14 protein-coding genes are annotated in these 17,568 nt (G+C 46.8%); all 14 read right to left on the bottom strand.

Features of this window, described 5'->3' with window-relative positions; genetic code table 11:
• Complete coding sequence (locus ACXX53_RS06365) at window positions 1–1,464, bottom strand: ATPase, T2SS/T4P/T4SS family (RefSeq protein ID WP_458567792.1); 1,464 nt, start codon at window positions 1,462–1,464, stop codon at window positions 1–3.
• Window positions 1,443–2,612 carry an AAA family ATPase gene (locus ACXX53_RS06360; RefSeq protein WP_458567791.1) on the bottom strand — a complete coding sequence of 390 codons (1,170 nt, stop codon included), beginning with the start codon at window positions 2,610–2,612 and terminating at the stop codon, window positions 1,443–1,445. Before ACXX53_RS06360 ends, ACXX53_RS06365 begins: the two co-directional genes overlap by 22 nt.
• A gap of 12 nt (window positions 2,613–2,624) precedes the next feature.
• On the bottom strand, window positions 2,625–3,407 hold the full coding sequence (locus tag ACXX53_RS06355) for an SAF domain-containing protein (protein WP_458567790.1): 783 nt from the start codon (window positions 3,405–3,407) through the stop codon (window positions 2,625–2,627).
• Between the two features lie 256 nt (window positions 3,408–3,663).
• Window positions 3,664–4,992, bottom strand: a complete 1,329-nt coding sequence (glnA, locus tag ACXX53_RS06350; protein ID WP_458567789.1) for a type I glutamate--ammonia ligase — start codon at window positions 4,990–4,992, stop codon at window positions 3,664–3,666.
• A 30-nt stretch (window positions 4,993–5,022) separates the two neighbouring features.
• Entirely contained in the window at window positions 5,023–5,433 is a 411-nt protein-coding gene (locus ACXX53_RS06345) for a MerR family transcriptional regulator (RefSeq protein ID WP_458567788.1), read from the bottom strand.
• A gap of 153 nt (window positions 5,434–5,586) precedes the next feature.
• Window positions 5,587–6,843 (bottom strand): methionine gamma-lyase family protein, encoded by a 1,257-nt coding sequence (locus ACXX53_RS06340; protein WP_458567787.1) that lies wholly within the window; start codon window positions 6,841–6,843, stop codon window positions 5,587–5,589.
• A gap of 93 nt (window positions 6,844–6,936) precedes the next feature.
• Complete coding sequence (gene hflX / locus ACXX53_RS06335) at window positions 6,937–8,253, bottom strand: GTPase HflX (protein WP_458567786.1); 1,317 nt, start codon at window positions 8,251–8,253, stop codon at window positions 6,937–6,939.
• Between the two features lie 127 nt (window positions 8,254–8,380).
• A complete protein-coding gene (locus ACXX53_RS06330) occupies window positions 8,381–9,376 on the bottom strand; it encodes an AAA family ATPase (RefSeq protein ID WP_458567785.1) in 996 nt (331 codons plus the stop codon).
• A gap of 107 nt (window positions 9,377–9,483) precedes the next feature.
• Window positions 9,484–10,155: a YdcF family protein gene (locus tag ACXX53_RS06325; protein ID WP_458567784.1), complete on the bottom strand. Its 672-nt coding sequence runs from the start codon at window positions 10,153–10,155 to the stop codon at window positions 9,484–9,486.
• Between the two features lie 134 nt (window positions 10,156–10,289).
• Complete coding sequence (locus tag ACXX53_RS06320) at window positions 10,290–12,989, bottom strand: PBP1A family penicillin-binding protein (RefSeq protein WP_458567783.1); 2,700 nt, start codon at window positions 12,987–12,989, stop codon at window positions 10,290–10,292.
• Window positions 12,990–13,354: 365 nt separating this feature from the next.
• Window positions 13,355–13,594 (bottom strand): RNA chaperone Hfq, encoded by a 240-nt coding sequence (gene hfq, locus ACXX53_RS06315; RefSeq protein ID WP_458567782.1) that lies wholly within the window; start codon window positions 13,592–13,594, stop codon window positions 13,355–13,357.
• A gap of 46 nt (window positions 13,595–13,640) precedes the next feature.
• Window positions 13,641–14,588, bottom strand: a complete 948-nt coding sequence (gene miaA, locus ACXX53_RS06310; RefSeq protein WP_458568359.1) for a tRNA (adenosine(37)-N6)-dimethylallyltransferase MiaA — start codon at window positions 14,586–14,588, stop codon at window positions 13,641–13,643.
• Window positions 14,572–15,363, bottom strand: coding sequence for a class I SAM-dependent methyltransferase (locus tag ACXX53_RS06305; RefSeq protein WP_458567781.1), 792 nt, complete (start codon window positions 15,361–15,363; stop codon window positions 14,572–14,574). The genes miaA and ACXX53_RS06305 overlap by 17 nt, the downstream gene beginning before the upstream one ends.
• A 54-nt stretch (window positions 15,364–15,417) precedes the next feature.
• The gene (gene mutL, locus ACXX53_RS06300) at window positions 15,418–17,568 is read right to left on the bottom strand and encodes a DNA mismatch repair endonuclease MutL (protein WP_458567780.1); all 2,151 of its coding nucleotides are present in this window, start codon (window positions 17,566–17,568) and stop codon (window positions 15,418–15,420) included.

The raw sequence follows: 17,568 nt of genomic DNA, 5'->3' as shown, positions 1-17,568 counted from the left end.
TTACTCCCCCTTGTTATGCGGGAAATGAGTCGCCAATTGCAATAACAGCGATTGCATTCGCTTCGTTTCAGCAGGCGCATACTTCTCCAAAATTGTGAGAACACGTTCAGGAATGTGGCTTGAATAAGTCCATGCCATAGCTTTGTCATTCCATTTAACAAGATCGCAAGTTTGAAATTGTCTCGTAGCCGCATTCCAGTCAAATACCGTCAGCTGACTCAGACGCTTACTCCGATCCTTCAACTCTTCCATAACGACTGCGAAATGAACATTCTTAGCTACACGCTGCCATTGTACTTGATGCGACTTGCTTGGCTGTTCTTCAATAACAACATCCGCCAACTGCGACGGAATATCAGCAGGGTCCGAAGTATGATAAGTCGTCAATGCTCCAGGAAGCCCGCGTTCACAAGACTTCAAGAAGATCTCCGCCTCAAGCGACCTCATCTCCCCGACTACGATATACTCATAATCCGATCTAAGGATCAGATCAAATATTTGTGATCGATTCGACTGCGTCATGATTAGCTCCATCACAGCATGCTTCGGATAGTAGAAGGAAGTTTTAAGTTCATCAAAATCCTTCTGAATAATCATCATCCTGTCGTACGTCTGACGCTCTGCAATCATAGCTGACAACAATGTGCTCTTTCCGCTCTTAACCGGACCGCATAGCATTGTCGTCCCTCGCCCCTTCGCAATCGCACGCAGAATAGTTACCAATTCTATCGGATACGTCCCGTATGAAGCGATATCTTCCAGGCTGACTTTTTTGATCGTATAATGGCGGAAAATGATCATCGGCTTCACGGACCAAGGAGGTATGATGATCGTCACGCGCGTGCCGTCTGCCATGTCGATCTGTAGTGATGGATTGTGTCCATTTAGAGAAGTAGTTGGGTTACGTAGGCTTAATTGCTTAGCTACACGAAGCACATCTGCTTCACTCTGATAGCAGATCTCTTGAAGCTCTTCCTGTTGTCCAGAGATTTCAAAGTAAATATGAACTCCAATTATTCGAGCAGCCTGTGAGTTGGTGTAATGCTCATGCTTCCACCATGTCGATATGGGGCCTAGCCCATACGTTTCTTGATACACAGCCTCGACGACATCCGAATAATAGGGTGGATAATGAGAACCTAACAAACCATTTTTACGCAGAAATTCTTCTATTTCACGCTTGAACCAATCTATAGCGGAATTAACACCAATAATTGCTTCATGCTGTCTGCTGAGCCAAAACTTCTTCTCGGATTCCTTGCTATGTTCAAAGCGATCTGTAAAGTGTTCGATGATCATTTTATTAACCTTGTTAAACATAGTAGATTGATCAAATTGGATAGCCGTATTCAGCTTAACAGCACCCAACTTCACTACCTGACGTTCTTCTAAATAATCGCGAATCACGAACTGACGATCACGCCAGCCCCATGCGGAATTATTTATGATACTAGTCTGTTCCATATCCCCTGCTTCTCCTTTACAAGGGTCGACTTGGTTCCCAATAAACGTTCTTGCACAGCGTTTGCAAGCTGTTCATAGCTTAATTCTGCTTTTCTTCTGATTCTCTTGTCACGACTCTCAAGCAGGAGTGTTTTCTCCATCTCACAGATCACGCCTTCGACTCCAAAGTCAGGAATGGTTGCTGTCACCGGAATTCCCATAGCCTTCTGCAATAACGGCGCCTCCATCGGCAGATCAGACATATATCGATTAACGACAAGCATGAACTCATCCACTGATATCCCTACAAGCTTCAAAATATCTCGGTTCATCTGGTCCCACATCTTGATTGATAGCGGCTGTTGAGATGCAACTAGCAGCTTAACATCAGCATTGAACAAACCTTGCAGTGTCAAGTTATTACACGGAGAGAATCCTGTATCCAACAGCACAATATCAAACTGTTCAGCAACAATTGCAATTAGATGTTCAATATCCTCCGACTTGTAATACCCTCGCTTAGAAAAATCCTGATTTCCCGCAAGAAAGTAGAACTTTCGTTCTTTGTCATAATGGGTGGCCTGTACGATTTCAGTAGGGCTGATGCCTAGACGATTATCCACCATCTGCGTGTATAGTTCATCTAATGTTTGGCCCGTATAATCTGATATGAAATAAGATCCCGGATTATATTGATTGAGTCCCAATATACACACTGTTCGCTCCGACGAGGCTAACTGCTTCGCTAAGTTCAAGCTGACAGAAGTCACGCCAACCTGTGAGTGGGTACCGAGGATGGCACAAACATTTCGACGACTATTATCCTTCTTGTATTCACCTCGTATTTGCTCCACAATTTGACTGTTTGTTTGCTTAGGATGGATGGGAGTTACACCATGCTGCTGACATGCAGCGATTTTGTTCTCGGTAATAGAGGTATTTAGACTGTTTGAAATTAAATAAAAACAACGGCTAGCGCTATGCTTCTGTTTTAATTGGATCAAGTTCATGGGTTGGACCTCTCGATCCGACGCTAAGATCATGTCAAAATTGCTGTCAGTATAAACCGTCTCTTCCGATCGCATCATCGTTATCTCATGATCTGGATTCATTCGTTTATATTCTTCAATCAGCATGGGGTCATTCCCGATAAACAACAGCTTCTTCACTGCATTTCCTCCCTACTCGTAACTAATTACAAATCTATAATTGTACTGTCGCAGATGATCCAGCAGCTCCCACTGCTGAGGCGTCATCGCTACCTCTAATCTCGCTCCGATATTGGTCGCTCGCAGACGCGGTGTACTCTCATTACTTTCCTTGTTAATTGAATCCGTCACTTCGTTAGCAGAGTTGTCTTTAAAATAAGCAACAGTAATCCCATTGAGGATATTTTCTGCCTCTTTTAGATAGGCATTGTGCTGTTGTTCGGCTTGTGCTTGAGCTAATGCTTGATCAGCATTTACATCCGACGCATGTTCAAGCTGATCGCTACGACTCAAATCACTGCTCCTTACTTCGTCCACCTTACGGACTGGGAGAAAAGCTACTTTGTCCATTCTTCTTAATGATTTTGGAAATGAAAGCACCCAATCTGTCGGAATCTCAAGTATCATCTCGCCTTCGTTTTTAATAACGGTGTTAATCTTTAATGGGCTAAATTGTTCATTCGTGCTCATAGATGTCTGAGTTTCCTTCCCGATTACTTCAGCAGGATCCGTGATGACCTCATGAACAAGCGAGGCTAATCTAATCCGCTTCACAGCAATATCGTTTTCTGTGATAACGGAATGTATGGGCATGTCTCTTACCGTTACGACAACCTCCTTCGTATCCACTTGTTCAGAAAAGCGATGAATATAGAGGTTTACGATCGCAACGTGTCCAGCATACACAGCGATATATAGGAGTAAAACGATTAAGAGCCTTATGACTCGCGGCAGCCTAGCGAACCAGCTATACATCACACCTCATTCCTTTCCTTAAGAATAATTAGCATCTCTCATGCCGTGAAAACACAAAAAAACGCCGAGATCCCCTATGGGGTTCTCAGCGTGCTTCGCTTAAATAAATATAACTATCAAGTTATCAATTCCATTGCTTGTCAATTAACCTAAATATATTACGGATAAGCTCTCCTGTCAATCATTGGTTTAATGAAAAGTTGATATATCCAAAAATAAACCCCTAGCAGCCTTCCGGCTCTAGGGGTTAAATGGATTAATATAATGACATGTACTGGTCGCGTTCCCATTGGTGCACTTGGGTGCGGTACATATCCCATTCGATTTCCTTCAACTCAACGAAATGCTGCAGCGCATGCTCGCCCAAAGCTTCGCACATCGCCTCATCACGCATAAGCTCTTCAAGCGCTTCTTTCAAGCTGGATGGAAGGCTTGGGATTCCTTCTGCGACGCGCTCTTCTTCACTCATAACATAGATGTTACGGTCAGTTGGAGCTGGAAGAGTAATCTTGTTCTTGATTCCATCAAGACCAGCCTTCAGAATCACTGCCAATGTCAAGTATGGGTTAGCAGAAGGGTCTGGATTACGAACTTCGATACGTGTGCTCAAGCCGCGTGAAGATGGAATACGAATCATCGGGCTGCGGTTACTAGCAGACCATGCTACGTAACAAGGTGCTTCATATCCAGGTACAAGGCGTTTATAAGAGTTTACAGTTGGGTTAGTTATTGCAGCTAAGCCGCGTGCGTGCTTCAATACACCAGCCATGAACAAACGAGCGTCTTCGCTGAGACCGAGTGAATCCTTCTCATCGACAAATGCGTTCTCGTTGCCTTTGAACAGGGATGTATTACAGTGCATACCGGAACCGGACAAGCCGAATAGCGGTTTCGCCATAAATGTCGCATGCAAGCCGTGTTGACGAGCAATCGTCTTAACAACGAGCTTGAACGTTTGAATCTGGTCAGCAGCCTTGATTGCATCTGCATATTTGAAGTCGATCTCGTGTTGACCTGGAGCCACCTCGTGGTGAGAAGCTTCAATCTCGAAGCCCATCTCTTCCAGCTTCAATACGATCTCACGGCGGCAGTTCTCACCCAGGTCTGTTGGAGCCAAGTCAAAATATCCGCCTTGGTCGTTCAGTTCCATCGTAGGGTTACCCTTCTCATCTGTCTTGAACAAGAAGAATTCCGGTTCTGGACCTACGTTCATTGAAGTGAAGCCCATCGCTTCCGCTTCCTTCAGTGCTTTCTTCAAGATACCGCGCGGGCAGCCATCAAACGGTGTTCCATCCGGCATATAAACATCACAGATCATGCGTGCTACGCGATCTTCTTGTACCCAAGGGAAGATGACCCAAGTATCCAGATCCGGAACGAGATACATATCCGATTCTTCGATACGAACATAGCCTTCGATAGAAGATCCGTCAAACATCATTTTGTTATCCAAAGCCTTTTGAAGCTGGCTAGTAGGAATCTCGACGTTTTTGATCGTTCCGAGCAAGTCTGTGAACTGAAGTCGAATGAAACGAACATTTTGCTCTTTGGCAATGCGAATAATATCTTCTTTACTGTAACCCACGCAGAACACTCCTTTTATCCATATCAATGCTTATTTCCTAAAGAAACGAGACAGCTCGCCTTGTATAAGAGAGACTTGTCCCGGTCTCTTAGCGGTCATTAACTGTTGCTTCAGCATCTGATGAAGCGCTTTGTCATCCAAGTCCTTACGCTTCTGTTCGAACTCTTTACTAATGACTGTTGCTTCTTCAGATTCTCTCAATACTGGATTAAGTACCTGCTTAATGCCAGCTATGTTTACGCCTTTCTCGATGAGTGTCTTAATCTCTAGCAATCTCTCAACATCATTGAACGAAAATAAGCGCTGATTTCCAGAGGTACGAGCCGGCATAATTAACTCATGCTGTTCATAATAACGGATCTGACGAGCAGTCAAGTCTGTGAGTTTCATGACAATGCCGATTGGAAACAACGCCATATTTCTGCGGATCTCATCTCCCATCGCTCATCAACCTTTCTTCTGGTAATCCATGTTACCACTATTTTATCTTTCGGAACTAAACATGTCAACAGATGTTAGATAAACTAACAAGTTCATTATATATTTACTAAAAATGCACTTTGATTGTGCACACAATGACGCGACAGTAAGCTATTACAAATCTAGCAACTGACGATCTACCATCGTCTGCAGCGCCTGTAGAGCGCCCAGCTTAGCATGTGCATATGTTAATCCGCCCTGCATATAGGCCGTATACGGCTCACGAATTGGCGCATCCGCCGACAATTCCAGGCTTCCACCTTGGATGAAGGTGCCCGCCGCCATAATAACAGGATGTTCATAGCCTGGCATATCCCATGGCTCTGGCACAACATGCGAATCTACTGCCGATGCTTTCTGAACACCTTGAACGAAGGCGATAAGATGTTCTGCTGATGTAAAACGGATCGCTTGAATCAGATCGGTCCGCGGGCTTGTCCAATGCGGGGAAGATTGGAAGCCCAGCGCTTCAAACAGCGCAGCGGCAAACACACTTCCTCGTACCGCTTGTCCAACGGTAGTTGGTGCTAAGAATAGTCCTTGGTACATCGCTCGTGTCGCATCAAGCATGGACCCCACTTCGCCGCCTATGCCTGGCGCCGTCAATCGATAGGACGCTTGATCCACGTACTCGCGTTTTCCCGCGATATAGCCCCCGGTCGGCGCTATGCCACCACCAGGATTTTTAATTAACGATCCCGCAATCAGGTCAACACCTACTTCAGTCGGTTCCTGAAGCTCCGTGAATTCACCGTAGCAATTATCTACAAACACAATAACATCCGATTTTAATTGCTTAACCTTAGCAACCATAGCCCCAATCTGCTCTACAGTGAAAGACGCTCGCCAGTCATAACCACGCGAGCGTTGAATACCAATTACCTTCGTATTTGGTTGAATCGCCGCTGCTACAGCGTCCCAATCCACTTCGTCATCGGCAGTCAACGGCACGTCATCATAGGATATCCCCCAATCACGCAGGGATCCTGTACCATCTTGGTTCGCACCAATAACCTTGTGAAGCGTATCATAAGGCTTGCCTGTGATATACAATAAGCCATCCCCTGGTCGTAGAACTCCGAATAAGGCAGTAGATATCGTGTGCGTACCGGATACGAAGTGTGGACGAACCAGTGCTGCCTCAGCCTTAAATACCGACGCATACACCTCATCCAACACTTCTCGTCCTCTATCGTTATAGCCGTATCCAGTAGAACCCGCAAAATGGTAGTCGCTTACTTGATGCTGCTGAAATGCCTCAATAACCTTCCATTGATTGCGTTCTGCAATATGCTCAATATGTTCAACCTGGCTTGAAATTTTCATTTCTATTTCTTTAGCAAGCTTAAGCAGTTGTTCTGAAATATTCATGTTCGTTCGTTTCCCCTTGTATTTGCTTGTTGTTAATGTGACCTACCTCTTCAGGAGCTCCCCATACAGCTTACCTTGTTCAATAGATCATACCTATTCTTGTTGATTCATTACTTTATAGGCTCCAGACTGCTCATATCCTTTGAGCTTATAGCCGTGAATCTCTGCGTCTGATTTATTTAAACGGACTTTCACGATCATATCTTCTGCGTCCGTGTCCTGCTCCAGCACTTCACCTATACGATGAATGAGTGCTAGCAGATCACCGCGCGAAGCTGGGATTCGATAGGTGATCGTATGACCGATCAACTGCGTCTGAACTGCTTCGCTCACTTTTACCAGATCCGATTCATCATAAGCGCTGATCAGAAAATGACTCGCATCCAACGGCAGCAATTGACGCTGTTCCTGATCACATAGATCCTTCTTATTGTATAGCACAATCTCCGGCTTCGCACCTGCTCCAAGCTGCTGCAGAATGTCAGCAACGACTCGCATCTGATCATCTCTCATAGGTGAGGAAGCATCTACAACATGCAGAATGAGATCTGCTTCGTTCACTTCCTCGAGTGTCGCGCGAAAGGCTGCGACTAGATCATGAGGCAGGTTTTGAATGAATCCGACCGTATCTGTGAGCACAACCTCCTTGCCATTCGGAAGCTCCCATATGCGGGAAGTTGGATCCAATGTGGCAAATAGCTGATTCTCAACAAACACTTCGGCTTCTGTCAGCTGGTGCAGCATCGTTGACTTGCCTGCATTCGTATAGCCGACTAGCGCCACTTGAATGACACCATTCTTCTTCCGGCGCGCGCGGTGCAGGTTGCGAAGCTTGACCACATCTTCAAGCTGGCGCTTCAATTCTGCAATCCGGTTGCGGATATGACGTCGGTCCGTCTCAAGCTTGGACTCTCCTGGACCGCGTGTCCCTATTCCGCCTCCGAGACGCGACAAGTTCTTGCCATGCCCTGATAGTCGCGGCAGCAAATAAGATAATTGCGCGAGCTCAACTTGAATAATACCTTCACGCGTCTTAGCGCGCTGAGCGAAGATGTCTAATATGAGCTGTGTGCGGTCGATAATCTTGGCATCGAGCATGTCTTCAAGGTTGCGTACCTGTGCACCTGACAGCTCTTGGTCGAAGATCGCTGTATTCGCGTCTAATTCATTCATGACCGCTTTAAGCTCCTCCACCTTGCCTTTACCGATAAACCATTTTGTATCGCGAGTTTCTCGATTCTGCGTCATCGTTGAAACGACCTCAACACCAGCTGTTTCAGCCAGCTGCACCAATTCATCAAGTGAATAGGCAGGGTCGACGCCATTTCGTTTGACCTCATCCGTTATCAATGTAACTAGAACAGCGCGGTCTGGCTGATCCGTATCCGTATTATGCAGCGTAGTTCGCATCCGTGTGCTCGTTCTCCTTTTAGATCGCTTTGATATGTATACGGTCTAGAGACGTTAAGTGCTGCCTAACAATTCAGCATCGAGGCAGCCAGTCGTCATAAATTAAACTTTGTGCTACCAGTATACCCTATTTCCGATCATATTTTAAATCTTCAGGTCTTAATGTCATTAATTCCAACTTACCTGGCGATTGTATTGGATACAGCTGCAGCAATCGGACGGCTTGATTGCGCATCGCCTTCTCCATAATATTGCGGACATATCGAGCATTGCTGAACAGATGCGGTGACAGCAGCTTCTCTTCCCATACTAATTCTCGCAATACGTTTAAGGACTGCGGCATCAGAACATAATCCTGCTCTTTCGCCATCGTTTCAGCAATTTGCAGGAGCTCATCTACTTGATAATCGGGAAAGTCAATCTGAATTGGAAAGCGTGAAGGTAATCCCGAATTGGTAGAGATCAATTCATCCATCTCATCTGAATAACCTGCGAGAATAAGTACAAATTGATTCTTATGATCTTCCATCGCCTTCACAAGCGCATCGATTGCTTCTTTACCAAAGTCCTTTTCTCCTCCGCGCGCAAGACTGTACGCTTCATCTATGAATAGGACGCCGCCCATCGATCGTTTAATCAGCTCTCGAGTCTTCTGTGCAGTATGGCCGATATATTCGCCAACGAGATCGGCACGTTCCACTTCAATGAGATGCCCTTTTGACAGGAGCCCCAGTTGATGAAACATCTTGGCCATAATTCGAGCTACCGTCGTTTTCCCTGTACCGGGATTGCCCTTGAAGAGCATGTGATAGACCTGTGAAGCACTGACTAAGCCCGCTTCCGCCCGGCGTTGTTTCATCTGAATGACAGCATAAAGCTCAAATGCAATATCTTTAATATGCTGGAGTCCGATCAATCGATCGAATTCTTTACGTATCTCGGCAAATGAACTGTATTGAGATATATCCAGCTGTTCTAACGGCTTACTATCAGCAGTGTCATTTTTACCTTGGATGGGAGGCTCGTATGGCCGAAGCACGACGTTGATTTGTCTTGACGGACGCGGACGAGTCTCCGCTTCAATAGAACTATTGTGGCCTGCTGCCTGAGAACGAACTGACATAGCTCTCACCCTCCCGACTTCATGGACAATCCTGTCCTTAGCGGTTCGTTTAAACCGTAAGGTGTCTTATCCAACATATTCTTCTACTGGAGGCGATATGAGCATAATCAGAGCCACAGCTCGTCCCATTTCCATTTTGTATATGCTAGCGTTTCCCTCATAGGATGCCAGATTGGCGACAATACCTTGCTCTTTACGGTTACGACCTCGATCGCATCATAATCGAGCGCTTCTGCGATCTCACGTGCCCTCGTTCCATGGAAGCTATGGGTCATAATCGTTGCGGTATTCCAGTCGTGCTCATCCATTATCGATTTGGAAAATTGTAAATTTTCCAGCGTACTCGTAGAATTGGGCTCCAGCCAGATTCGTGCTTCAGGTACGCCTTGTTCCATCAGATAGAGCTTGCTGCCTTCGGCCTCACTCAGCTCAGACTGCGACGAATCGTATCCCCCAGTCACGATAATATCGTCAAAGCGTCCAGCATTATATTGTTCAACAACAAGATCCAAACGCTCTTTCAAGCCAGGACTTGGCGCATTACCCCAGAGAGAAGCACCTAGGACGATGCCTACATCTGCAGGGTCTGACAAACGCGCTTCACCTCCAGCTTCAGCTATCTTCCACTGTGTATACAGTGTCCATACAATGAACAGCGACAGCAGGACTAAACCAATGTTCTTTAGCTTTCGAAATAGTATTTTACGTGGTGAAATAGCTGCCTTTCCACGCTGATCCACTTCAACATTCATCGTATCCCGATGCTGGGCTTGATTCATCTTGACATCTCCTTATACAAAGAGACGCGCAACTCTTCATTTGCGCGTCTCTAGCTTGTATTATGTCTAACTTAGTTTTCCCGGTCATGAATGGGTACTGATCTAACACAACTCATCAGATGCCATGCAGCGGTTTATGCTGCAGGATCTAATTTATTGCCTTTGCCATTACCGTTCCCATGCCCATTGCCTTTCCCATTGTTACCCCCGTCTGGTTGTGTGTCGGCTGGCATATCAGAATTATTATCCTGACCATTGCCTCCTCCAGGCTGTGTCACTCCGGTATCTGTACCTCCATCAGGATTGGATACATCACCATCTCCTGTGTTGTCTCCCGGCACGCCCCCATTATCCGGTACTTCAGGTACATTCGGATCGTCAGGCTCTGTAACCGGCGGGTCTATCGGTTTAACAGGCACTTCCGGCTCAAGCTCGGTTGGAATGGCAATCACGACTTCATTGGACTTTGGAGATTCCTCAGGTGTGTCCTTAGATGAAGCTGTAATATAATACGTATACGTTTCGCCTGGTTGTACACCGATGTCTTCTACAGTCGTGCCTTGCATATCCGCAAATATTTTAGTGTACATCGTTTCCGTGCTTGACTTGCGATACAGATTATAATGTACATCCTCACCTTCAACCGGATTCCATGACAGAGAAATGTGCTTCGTATTCTCCGAATAGGATCCTTGCAAGCCAGTAACGGCAGGGTTAGGCTTCGGTTTAACCTCTTCCTTCACTCCGCTTGGCTTAGGGAATTCTTTCTCATCAATTCCACGTAGCGCTTGTGACATAATCGTACTGAACAATTCTGCAGGCTGACCGCTGCTGCCGGTCATAAGATGATCCGGATCCGTCTTGTCGTAGCCCATCCATACAGAAGCTGTCCATTCAGGTGTATAGCCGACGAACCATAAATCACGCGCGCCCGTTCCTTCATACCCAGGAATTCCATGCTGCGTAGAACCAGTCTTACCTGCAACTGGACGATCCATCTGTGCTTTCGTACCTGTACCGCTGTTGACTACTTCTTGCATCATTTGTGTCATGTAATAAGCTGTTTGTTCGCTCATGACTTGTTTTGGTTCAGGCTGCTTGTACTTATATACAACGTTGCCCTTTTTGTCTACGATCTGCTTAATCGTATAAGCTGGATAGAACTTACCGCCATTCGCGAATGTGTTGTATGCCTCAGCCATCTCAATCGGTGTAGTACCTCTCGACATACCCCCAAGCGCTAGTGACAAGTTGTAATCCGTATCGTCAAATTCAATGCCGAGGTTCTTCGCAAATTCATAGCCCGTTTTCAACCCAATTTCATTAAGCAGCCATACAGCTGGCATGTTCGTTGATCGTTTAAGAGCTGTTGTCATATCGATAGGTCCAACATATTTGTTGCGGCCATAGTCTGTCGGACAATAATCGCCGAAGCATTGCTTATCATCGCGAAGTGTGGACCACGGATACCACTGACCTGTCTCAATCGCTGGAGCGTAGGTTATAATCGGCTTAAAGGACGAGCCTGGCTGACGTTTAACGGTTGCACGGTTAAGGCCTTTGCGCTCATAGTCACGTCCACCCATCATCGCCATAATTGCGCCATTCGAATGGTCTGTGATGACCATAGCACTTTGAGATTTAATATCGTCCTTACTTTCCTCAAAGTTACTGTCTTTATTAAATTGTTCATACATCACTTGCTGAGCATTGCTGTCTACCGTAGTCGTGATCTGGTATCCGCCCCGGTAAAGCTGATCCTCAGTTAAGCCAGTCATTTCCTCAGCCTCTTGAACCATATAGTCCAAGAAGGCCTGGTATGGAGCTGAATCATTCTTAGTTCCGCCATTTTCATCCGTTTGTGTGGCTACCGGCTCATAATCAACGGCTTTGGCTTGTTCCATTTCGGTCTGTGAAATATATCCTTGATCGTGCATCAGCTGCAATACAACCGCTCGTCTTTCCTTTGATTTTTCAGGATTATTGATCGGGTTGTAATGTGAAGGCGCCTTAGGAATTGCAGCTAGAGTTGCGATTTCCCATAATTCCAAGTCCTCAAGATTACTTTTACCGAAATAAGTGATCGACGCGGCCTTCACACCATATGCGCCTTTACCAAAGTAAATTTGGTTCAGATACATGGTCAATATTTGATCCTTGGTATAATGATTCTCCAAGGCAAGTGCTATTGAAACTTCAGTGGCCTTACGGAATAAGGTCTTGTCGCTCGTTAGAAACATATTCTTAGCCAACTGCTGCGTAATCGTGCTGCCGCCCTCTACGAAGCCGCCAGCCATGATATCCCTCACCATAGCTCGGCCAATCGACCAGAGATCGACGCCAGAGTGATCCCAGAATCGTTGATCCTCTGTTGCGACAAATGCATCCTCCAGCAACTTAGGCACTTCATTTTCCTCAACGATTTCACGTTTCGATTCATTCGTTCCAAGCTTCGCAATTTGGTTACCGTGACGATCAAGCACAGTAGATGCTTGTGCAAGCTCGAACATATCGGCCGCCTGGTACTCCTTCATCAATCGTTCGCCATTCAGCAAGATGAATAAATACCCGCCAACTGCAGCGAATATAGCAAGCGCAGTTGCAAAGAATAACGCCCACCAAGTTTTTTTCCATGACCACTTACGTTTAGTGCGAACCAAATCAGGATTGCGACTGCGATTGCGAGGGCTGCCATTACCACTACCACTACCACCGCCACTGCTTCTGGTTCTGCCAGTGCCGCCGCTTCTGCCATTGCTTCCATTACTGCCTGTACTTCTCGTTCTAGATGTTAGCTCTCCCCGGTTGCGGGACGGCTTATCATGTGTAGGCATCTATTTCCGACTCCCTTTTCCGTTAACATATTATTGGACATTCTTCGAGTCTCCTATGACTTATCATCATCAAATGATTAAGGAAAACTCTCAGCGCCTTGTTTTAGACCGTCTCGCTCTGTCTAGCAGTGCAGCTAGATATACAGCTTGAATGCTGCCGGCTGCGGTCATTATATATAGTAACCTATCGCGCCATCATAACTATGACGCAGATTGCATTCTCAACTCCTTCGCCAAGAATCGCGGCATTTTCAGACTAAAGAGTGGATGCAAGTTTGGAATGAAAAGAACAACCCCTGCGGGTTGTTCTTAACCGTTCTATTCAATAAGACGCAGTTTGCAGATAAAAAGTTTCACTTTTACGCTTAAACCTCATTCTGTTGGTCTTGCATCAGGGATACATTACGCAGCGGCATGAATGTGGAGATCGCATGCTTATATACCATCTGTTGGCGTCCATCGCTGTCAATGACGATAGTAAAGTTGTCAAACGCGCGAATGATACCGCGAATCTGGAAGCCGTTCGTCAGGTATACCGTTACTGGAATGCTCTCCTTGCGAAGTTGGTTAAGGAATGTATCTTGGATGTTAATAGATTTATTCATTGTCCGTACCCCCATCATCATATTGTGTTGAAATATATTCAACTCGTCAATGTAACTTTCCTGCTATAAGTCCAGAAATTTCTAACAATTGTTGTTCGTAACAGGAAGGGTCGGTTACATCGAACCAGTGGATATCCTTCATCCGTCGGAACCATGACAGCTGACGCTTGGCAAAATGTCTTGTGTCGCGCTTTAGCAGCACGACTGCAGCCTCATATGACATCTCGCCTTCCAAGTATGCGGCAATTTCCTTGTAGCCAAGTCCCTGCATCGATACGAGCTTGCGGTCGTAGCCTTGAGCGAGCAAGTTCTGAACCTCCTGCACGAGCCCTTGAGCAAGCATCTCGTCAATTCGTTCCTCTATACGGTTATATAGCAATTGTCTATCCATTGTCAAACCGATGATGCATAAACGATACTGCGGCTCTCGCAATTGGTCCTTGAGCTGGTCAGACATCGTCTGTCCAGTCATGTGATAGACTTCCAGTGCTCGTATAACTCTTCTGACATCATTGGCGTGCAATCTGCCGGCCGTTTCCGGATCAATTGCGACTAACCGCTGATGCAGTGCTTCATTACCATTTTCTACTGCATACTCCGCCATCTCTTGACGGAATGCTTCGTCCGAACCTTGTTCGGAGAATTCAAATCCGTAACATAAGGATTCCACATACAAGCCTGTTCCACCTACAATAAATGGCAGCTTGCCTCTCTCTGTAATGTCCTCAATTAACCATTTCGCACGTTCCTGAAACTCCGCAACTGAAAAAGATTCATCAGGAGAGTGGATATCCATCATATGGTGCGGAATTCCTGCTCTTTCCTCAGGCGCTAGCTTAGCTGTACCGATATCCATCTGGCGATACACCTGCATGCTGTCTCCAGAAATGATCTCCGCGTGGAATCGGTGCGCCAGCTCCAAGCTAAGCTTCGTCTTGCCGACAGCCGTTGGTCCAACAAGCACGAGGAGAGGCAGTTTAGGACTCGTTGTCATTGCCAATATCAATCACTCCATATGCAAGCTTGGAATTCGTTCGAACGACTCGGTTGAATCCAAGGCGTTCAAACTCGGTGCTGTCGCGGAGCTCCTTCATCACGACAGTCTTGCGTGCTACACGGCAAGCCTCCTTGATCGAATCCTCGCTGAGCGGCTCATGATTAGCCACTTGACGCAGAGGGTCCATATGCGCGGATGCTTCAACCGTCTCACGAAACATCGGATCGAAGTAGACGATGTCTACTGAACGATCCTGCATGCGGCGCAGCACGCTTTCATGCGACTCGTGACGCATGTGAATTCGCCGCATGGCTTCATTGACATCGGGAATATCAGATTCGTATCGCTGCAGCCCTTCTCGCACAAGCGCATACAGCGGAAGCTGACTCTCACAAGCTGTCACTTCTCCTTCAGGTCCAACAACGATCGAGTACACCAATGAATCGCTGCCCAGCCCTGCAGTACAGTCCAACACGTGATCCCCTTTCACTGCGCGCGATGCCAGTATCATCGTATCTGTTTCGCCGGCCAATAAACGTTTCGCACGGATAAAGGCCATACTAGGATGATAGGTTAAATCCGTGTGTCCTGACCAGACATATCTTGTACGGTCATCCAACAGAACGATGAAGTGCTCATCCCCGAACCTTCTTGCCAATTGCGGAATGGACTGATTTCTTCGATCTAGGAAACGACAATTCAGTTCCTTCGCTAGCTTGCGAGCTCGCTCGATGACAGGAAGCGGTGTTGAATCACCTGTCGTAATAATCATACGTTCCTCCTCATTATAAACGGTTCGCAAATGTAAATTCAAATGCGAAGGTATTCACATAATACGCTTGAACATTTTTTCCAAGTCATGATTCGTAAACTTCACCACAATCGGGCGCCCGTGCGGACAAGTATATGGCTGCTTGCACTCGCCTAGCCGCGCGATAAGAGTATCCGCCTCTGCTTGCGTGATGCGCTGGTTCGCCTTGATCGAAGCCTTGCAAGAGCACATAATGGCGGAAGCCTCTCTTATACTCGTAATGTCGGGGGCTTTCTCCTTCAGAACCCAATCCAGCATCTCTTGAATCAATGACTCTTCCTCACCTTCAGGAAACCAATGCGGATAGGATCTCACTAGAAACGTCTGCGCGCCAAATGGCTCCAAGCCGAGACCAACCTGCTCCAGCAGAGGGAGACGGTCTCTAATTCTAGCTGCCTCATGTGTAGTCAATTCTAATGTTAATGGCATTAATAATTCCTGAAACGCTTCTATCGGCTTGCCGAATTTTTCGACATAATATTCGTAATTCACCCGCTCATGAGCAGCATGCTGATCAATCAAGAACATGCCTTCTTCATTTCCATATACCAAGTAAGTACCATGATACTGACCAATATAGGACATTGCTGGAAATGCAGGCAACGCGACGTCTCCAGACGCTGGCTGCTTATACACTTGTTCCCAAGGAACCTGAGTTGTCCCTCGTCCTGAGTCTATAGGCTGACGAGTGCTAGCATCTGGGCTGTAAGAACGACTTGCTGTCGAAGGCGGTCGCTGATCAAATGGCTGTCGCTTCTGCTCATCATACTTATTAACACTTGTTTCGGCAATAATTGTCTGATTTATGCCAGTCTGCTGTTGTTGCTGGGTCGCAGGTTGAATCGTGTCTGGTGAAAATGAATCCTTAGGAGCATACGTCTCTTGCCCTTCTTTCTGCACCCAGGACGTTGGACGCGGATCACGATTATATGATTGAACTGTCCGTTTCTCAGCGTCAATAGTTTCGCGCTGATCGTCCAACCGTTCAAGCTCTTTATTGTCAGTAGAGCTAAACAGATCTTGTTGAATCTCTTGCGGAGGCTCCGGCGGTACTAGCTCGCCCATCGGTCTCACCGGTGATCCCGCTTCGTTTCTCGTAGTTCCCCAGCCCCACTTTGGCTGCTCAACCATCGTACGAATCTTCGCCTTCGCGACAGGAACTGCGAGTGGTATAAGCGGCTGCCCGGATAGTTCGTTGCGAAGCGTTTGCTCTACGAAGTCGTTCAGTTCCGTCTCCTTGCTGAAACGAACCTCCATCTTGGCTGGATGCACGTTGACATCCACCAGTGTCGGATGCATCTTCGCCTGCAGAACCATCACAGGATAACGATTGATCGGCAGCAGAGTATGGTAAGCGCGAAGCGCAGCAGAATTAAGGCTAAAGCTGCGTACGTATCGACCGTTGACGAACCAAGACATCGCATTGCGGTTGGAACGGGTGCACTCCGGCTTGCCGATATAACCTTCGATCACATAGTCAAGCTGCTCTGCTTTGATCGGGATCATCTGCTTTGCTGTATGCACGCCATATATTGCGGCAATCACTTGCAGCAGATCGCCATTTCCTAGCGTCTGTAGCAGCATGTTGCCGTTATGCTGCAAGGTGAAGCCGATCTCGGGATAAGATAACGCGAGTCGATACATCAAGTCCGAGATATGTCCGAGCTCGGTCTGAATCGTCTTCATATATTTTAACCGCGCAGGTGTATTGAAGAACAACTCTTTCACCGTGAAGGTCGTCCCCTTCACCGCCTGCGCTGGGCCATGCTCAATCAACTTGCCGCCTTCGATCAGAACGCGGCGGCCTAAGCCGCTCTCATCTGTGGCGGTCAGCATCTCTACCTTCGCAACGGCCGCTATACTGGCTAACGCCTCACCGCGGAAACCAAGGCTGCGGATGGCAAACAGATCGCGTGAGGTGCTGATCTTGCTCGTAGCGTGACGTTGAAATGCTGTCTCAACGTCATCCTCTGCTATCCCTGATCCATTATCTTTAATCTGGATCAGCGATAGGCCGCCTTCCTCAACTGTGACATCAATCAGCGTACTTCCTGCGTCAATCGCATTCTCGACGAGCTCCTTCACAACAGACGCAGGCCGTTCAACAACCTCGCCGGCTGCGATCTGGTTGGCAAGCTGATCATCGAGGATATGGATAACCGCCAT

It is taken from the genome of Paenibacillus marinisediminis, from assembly GCF_054343325.1.
This window is presented reverse-complemented; position numbering and strand designations above follow the sequence as displayed.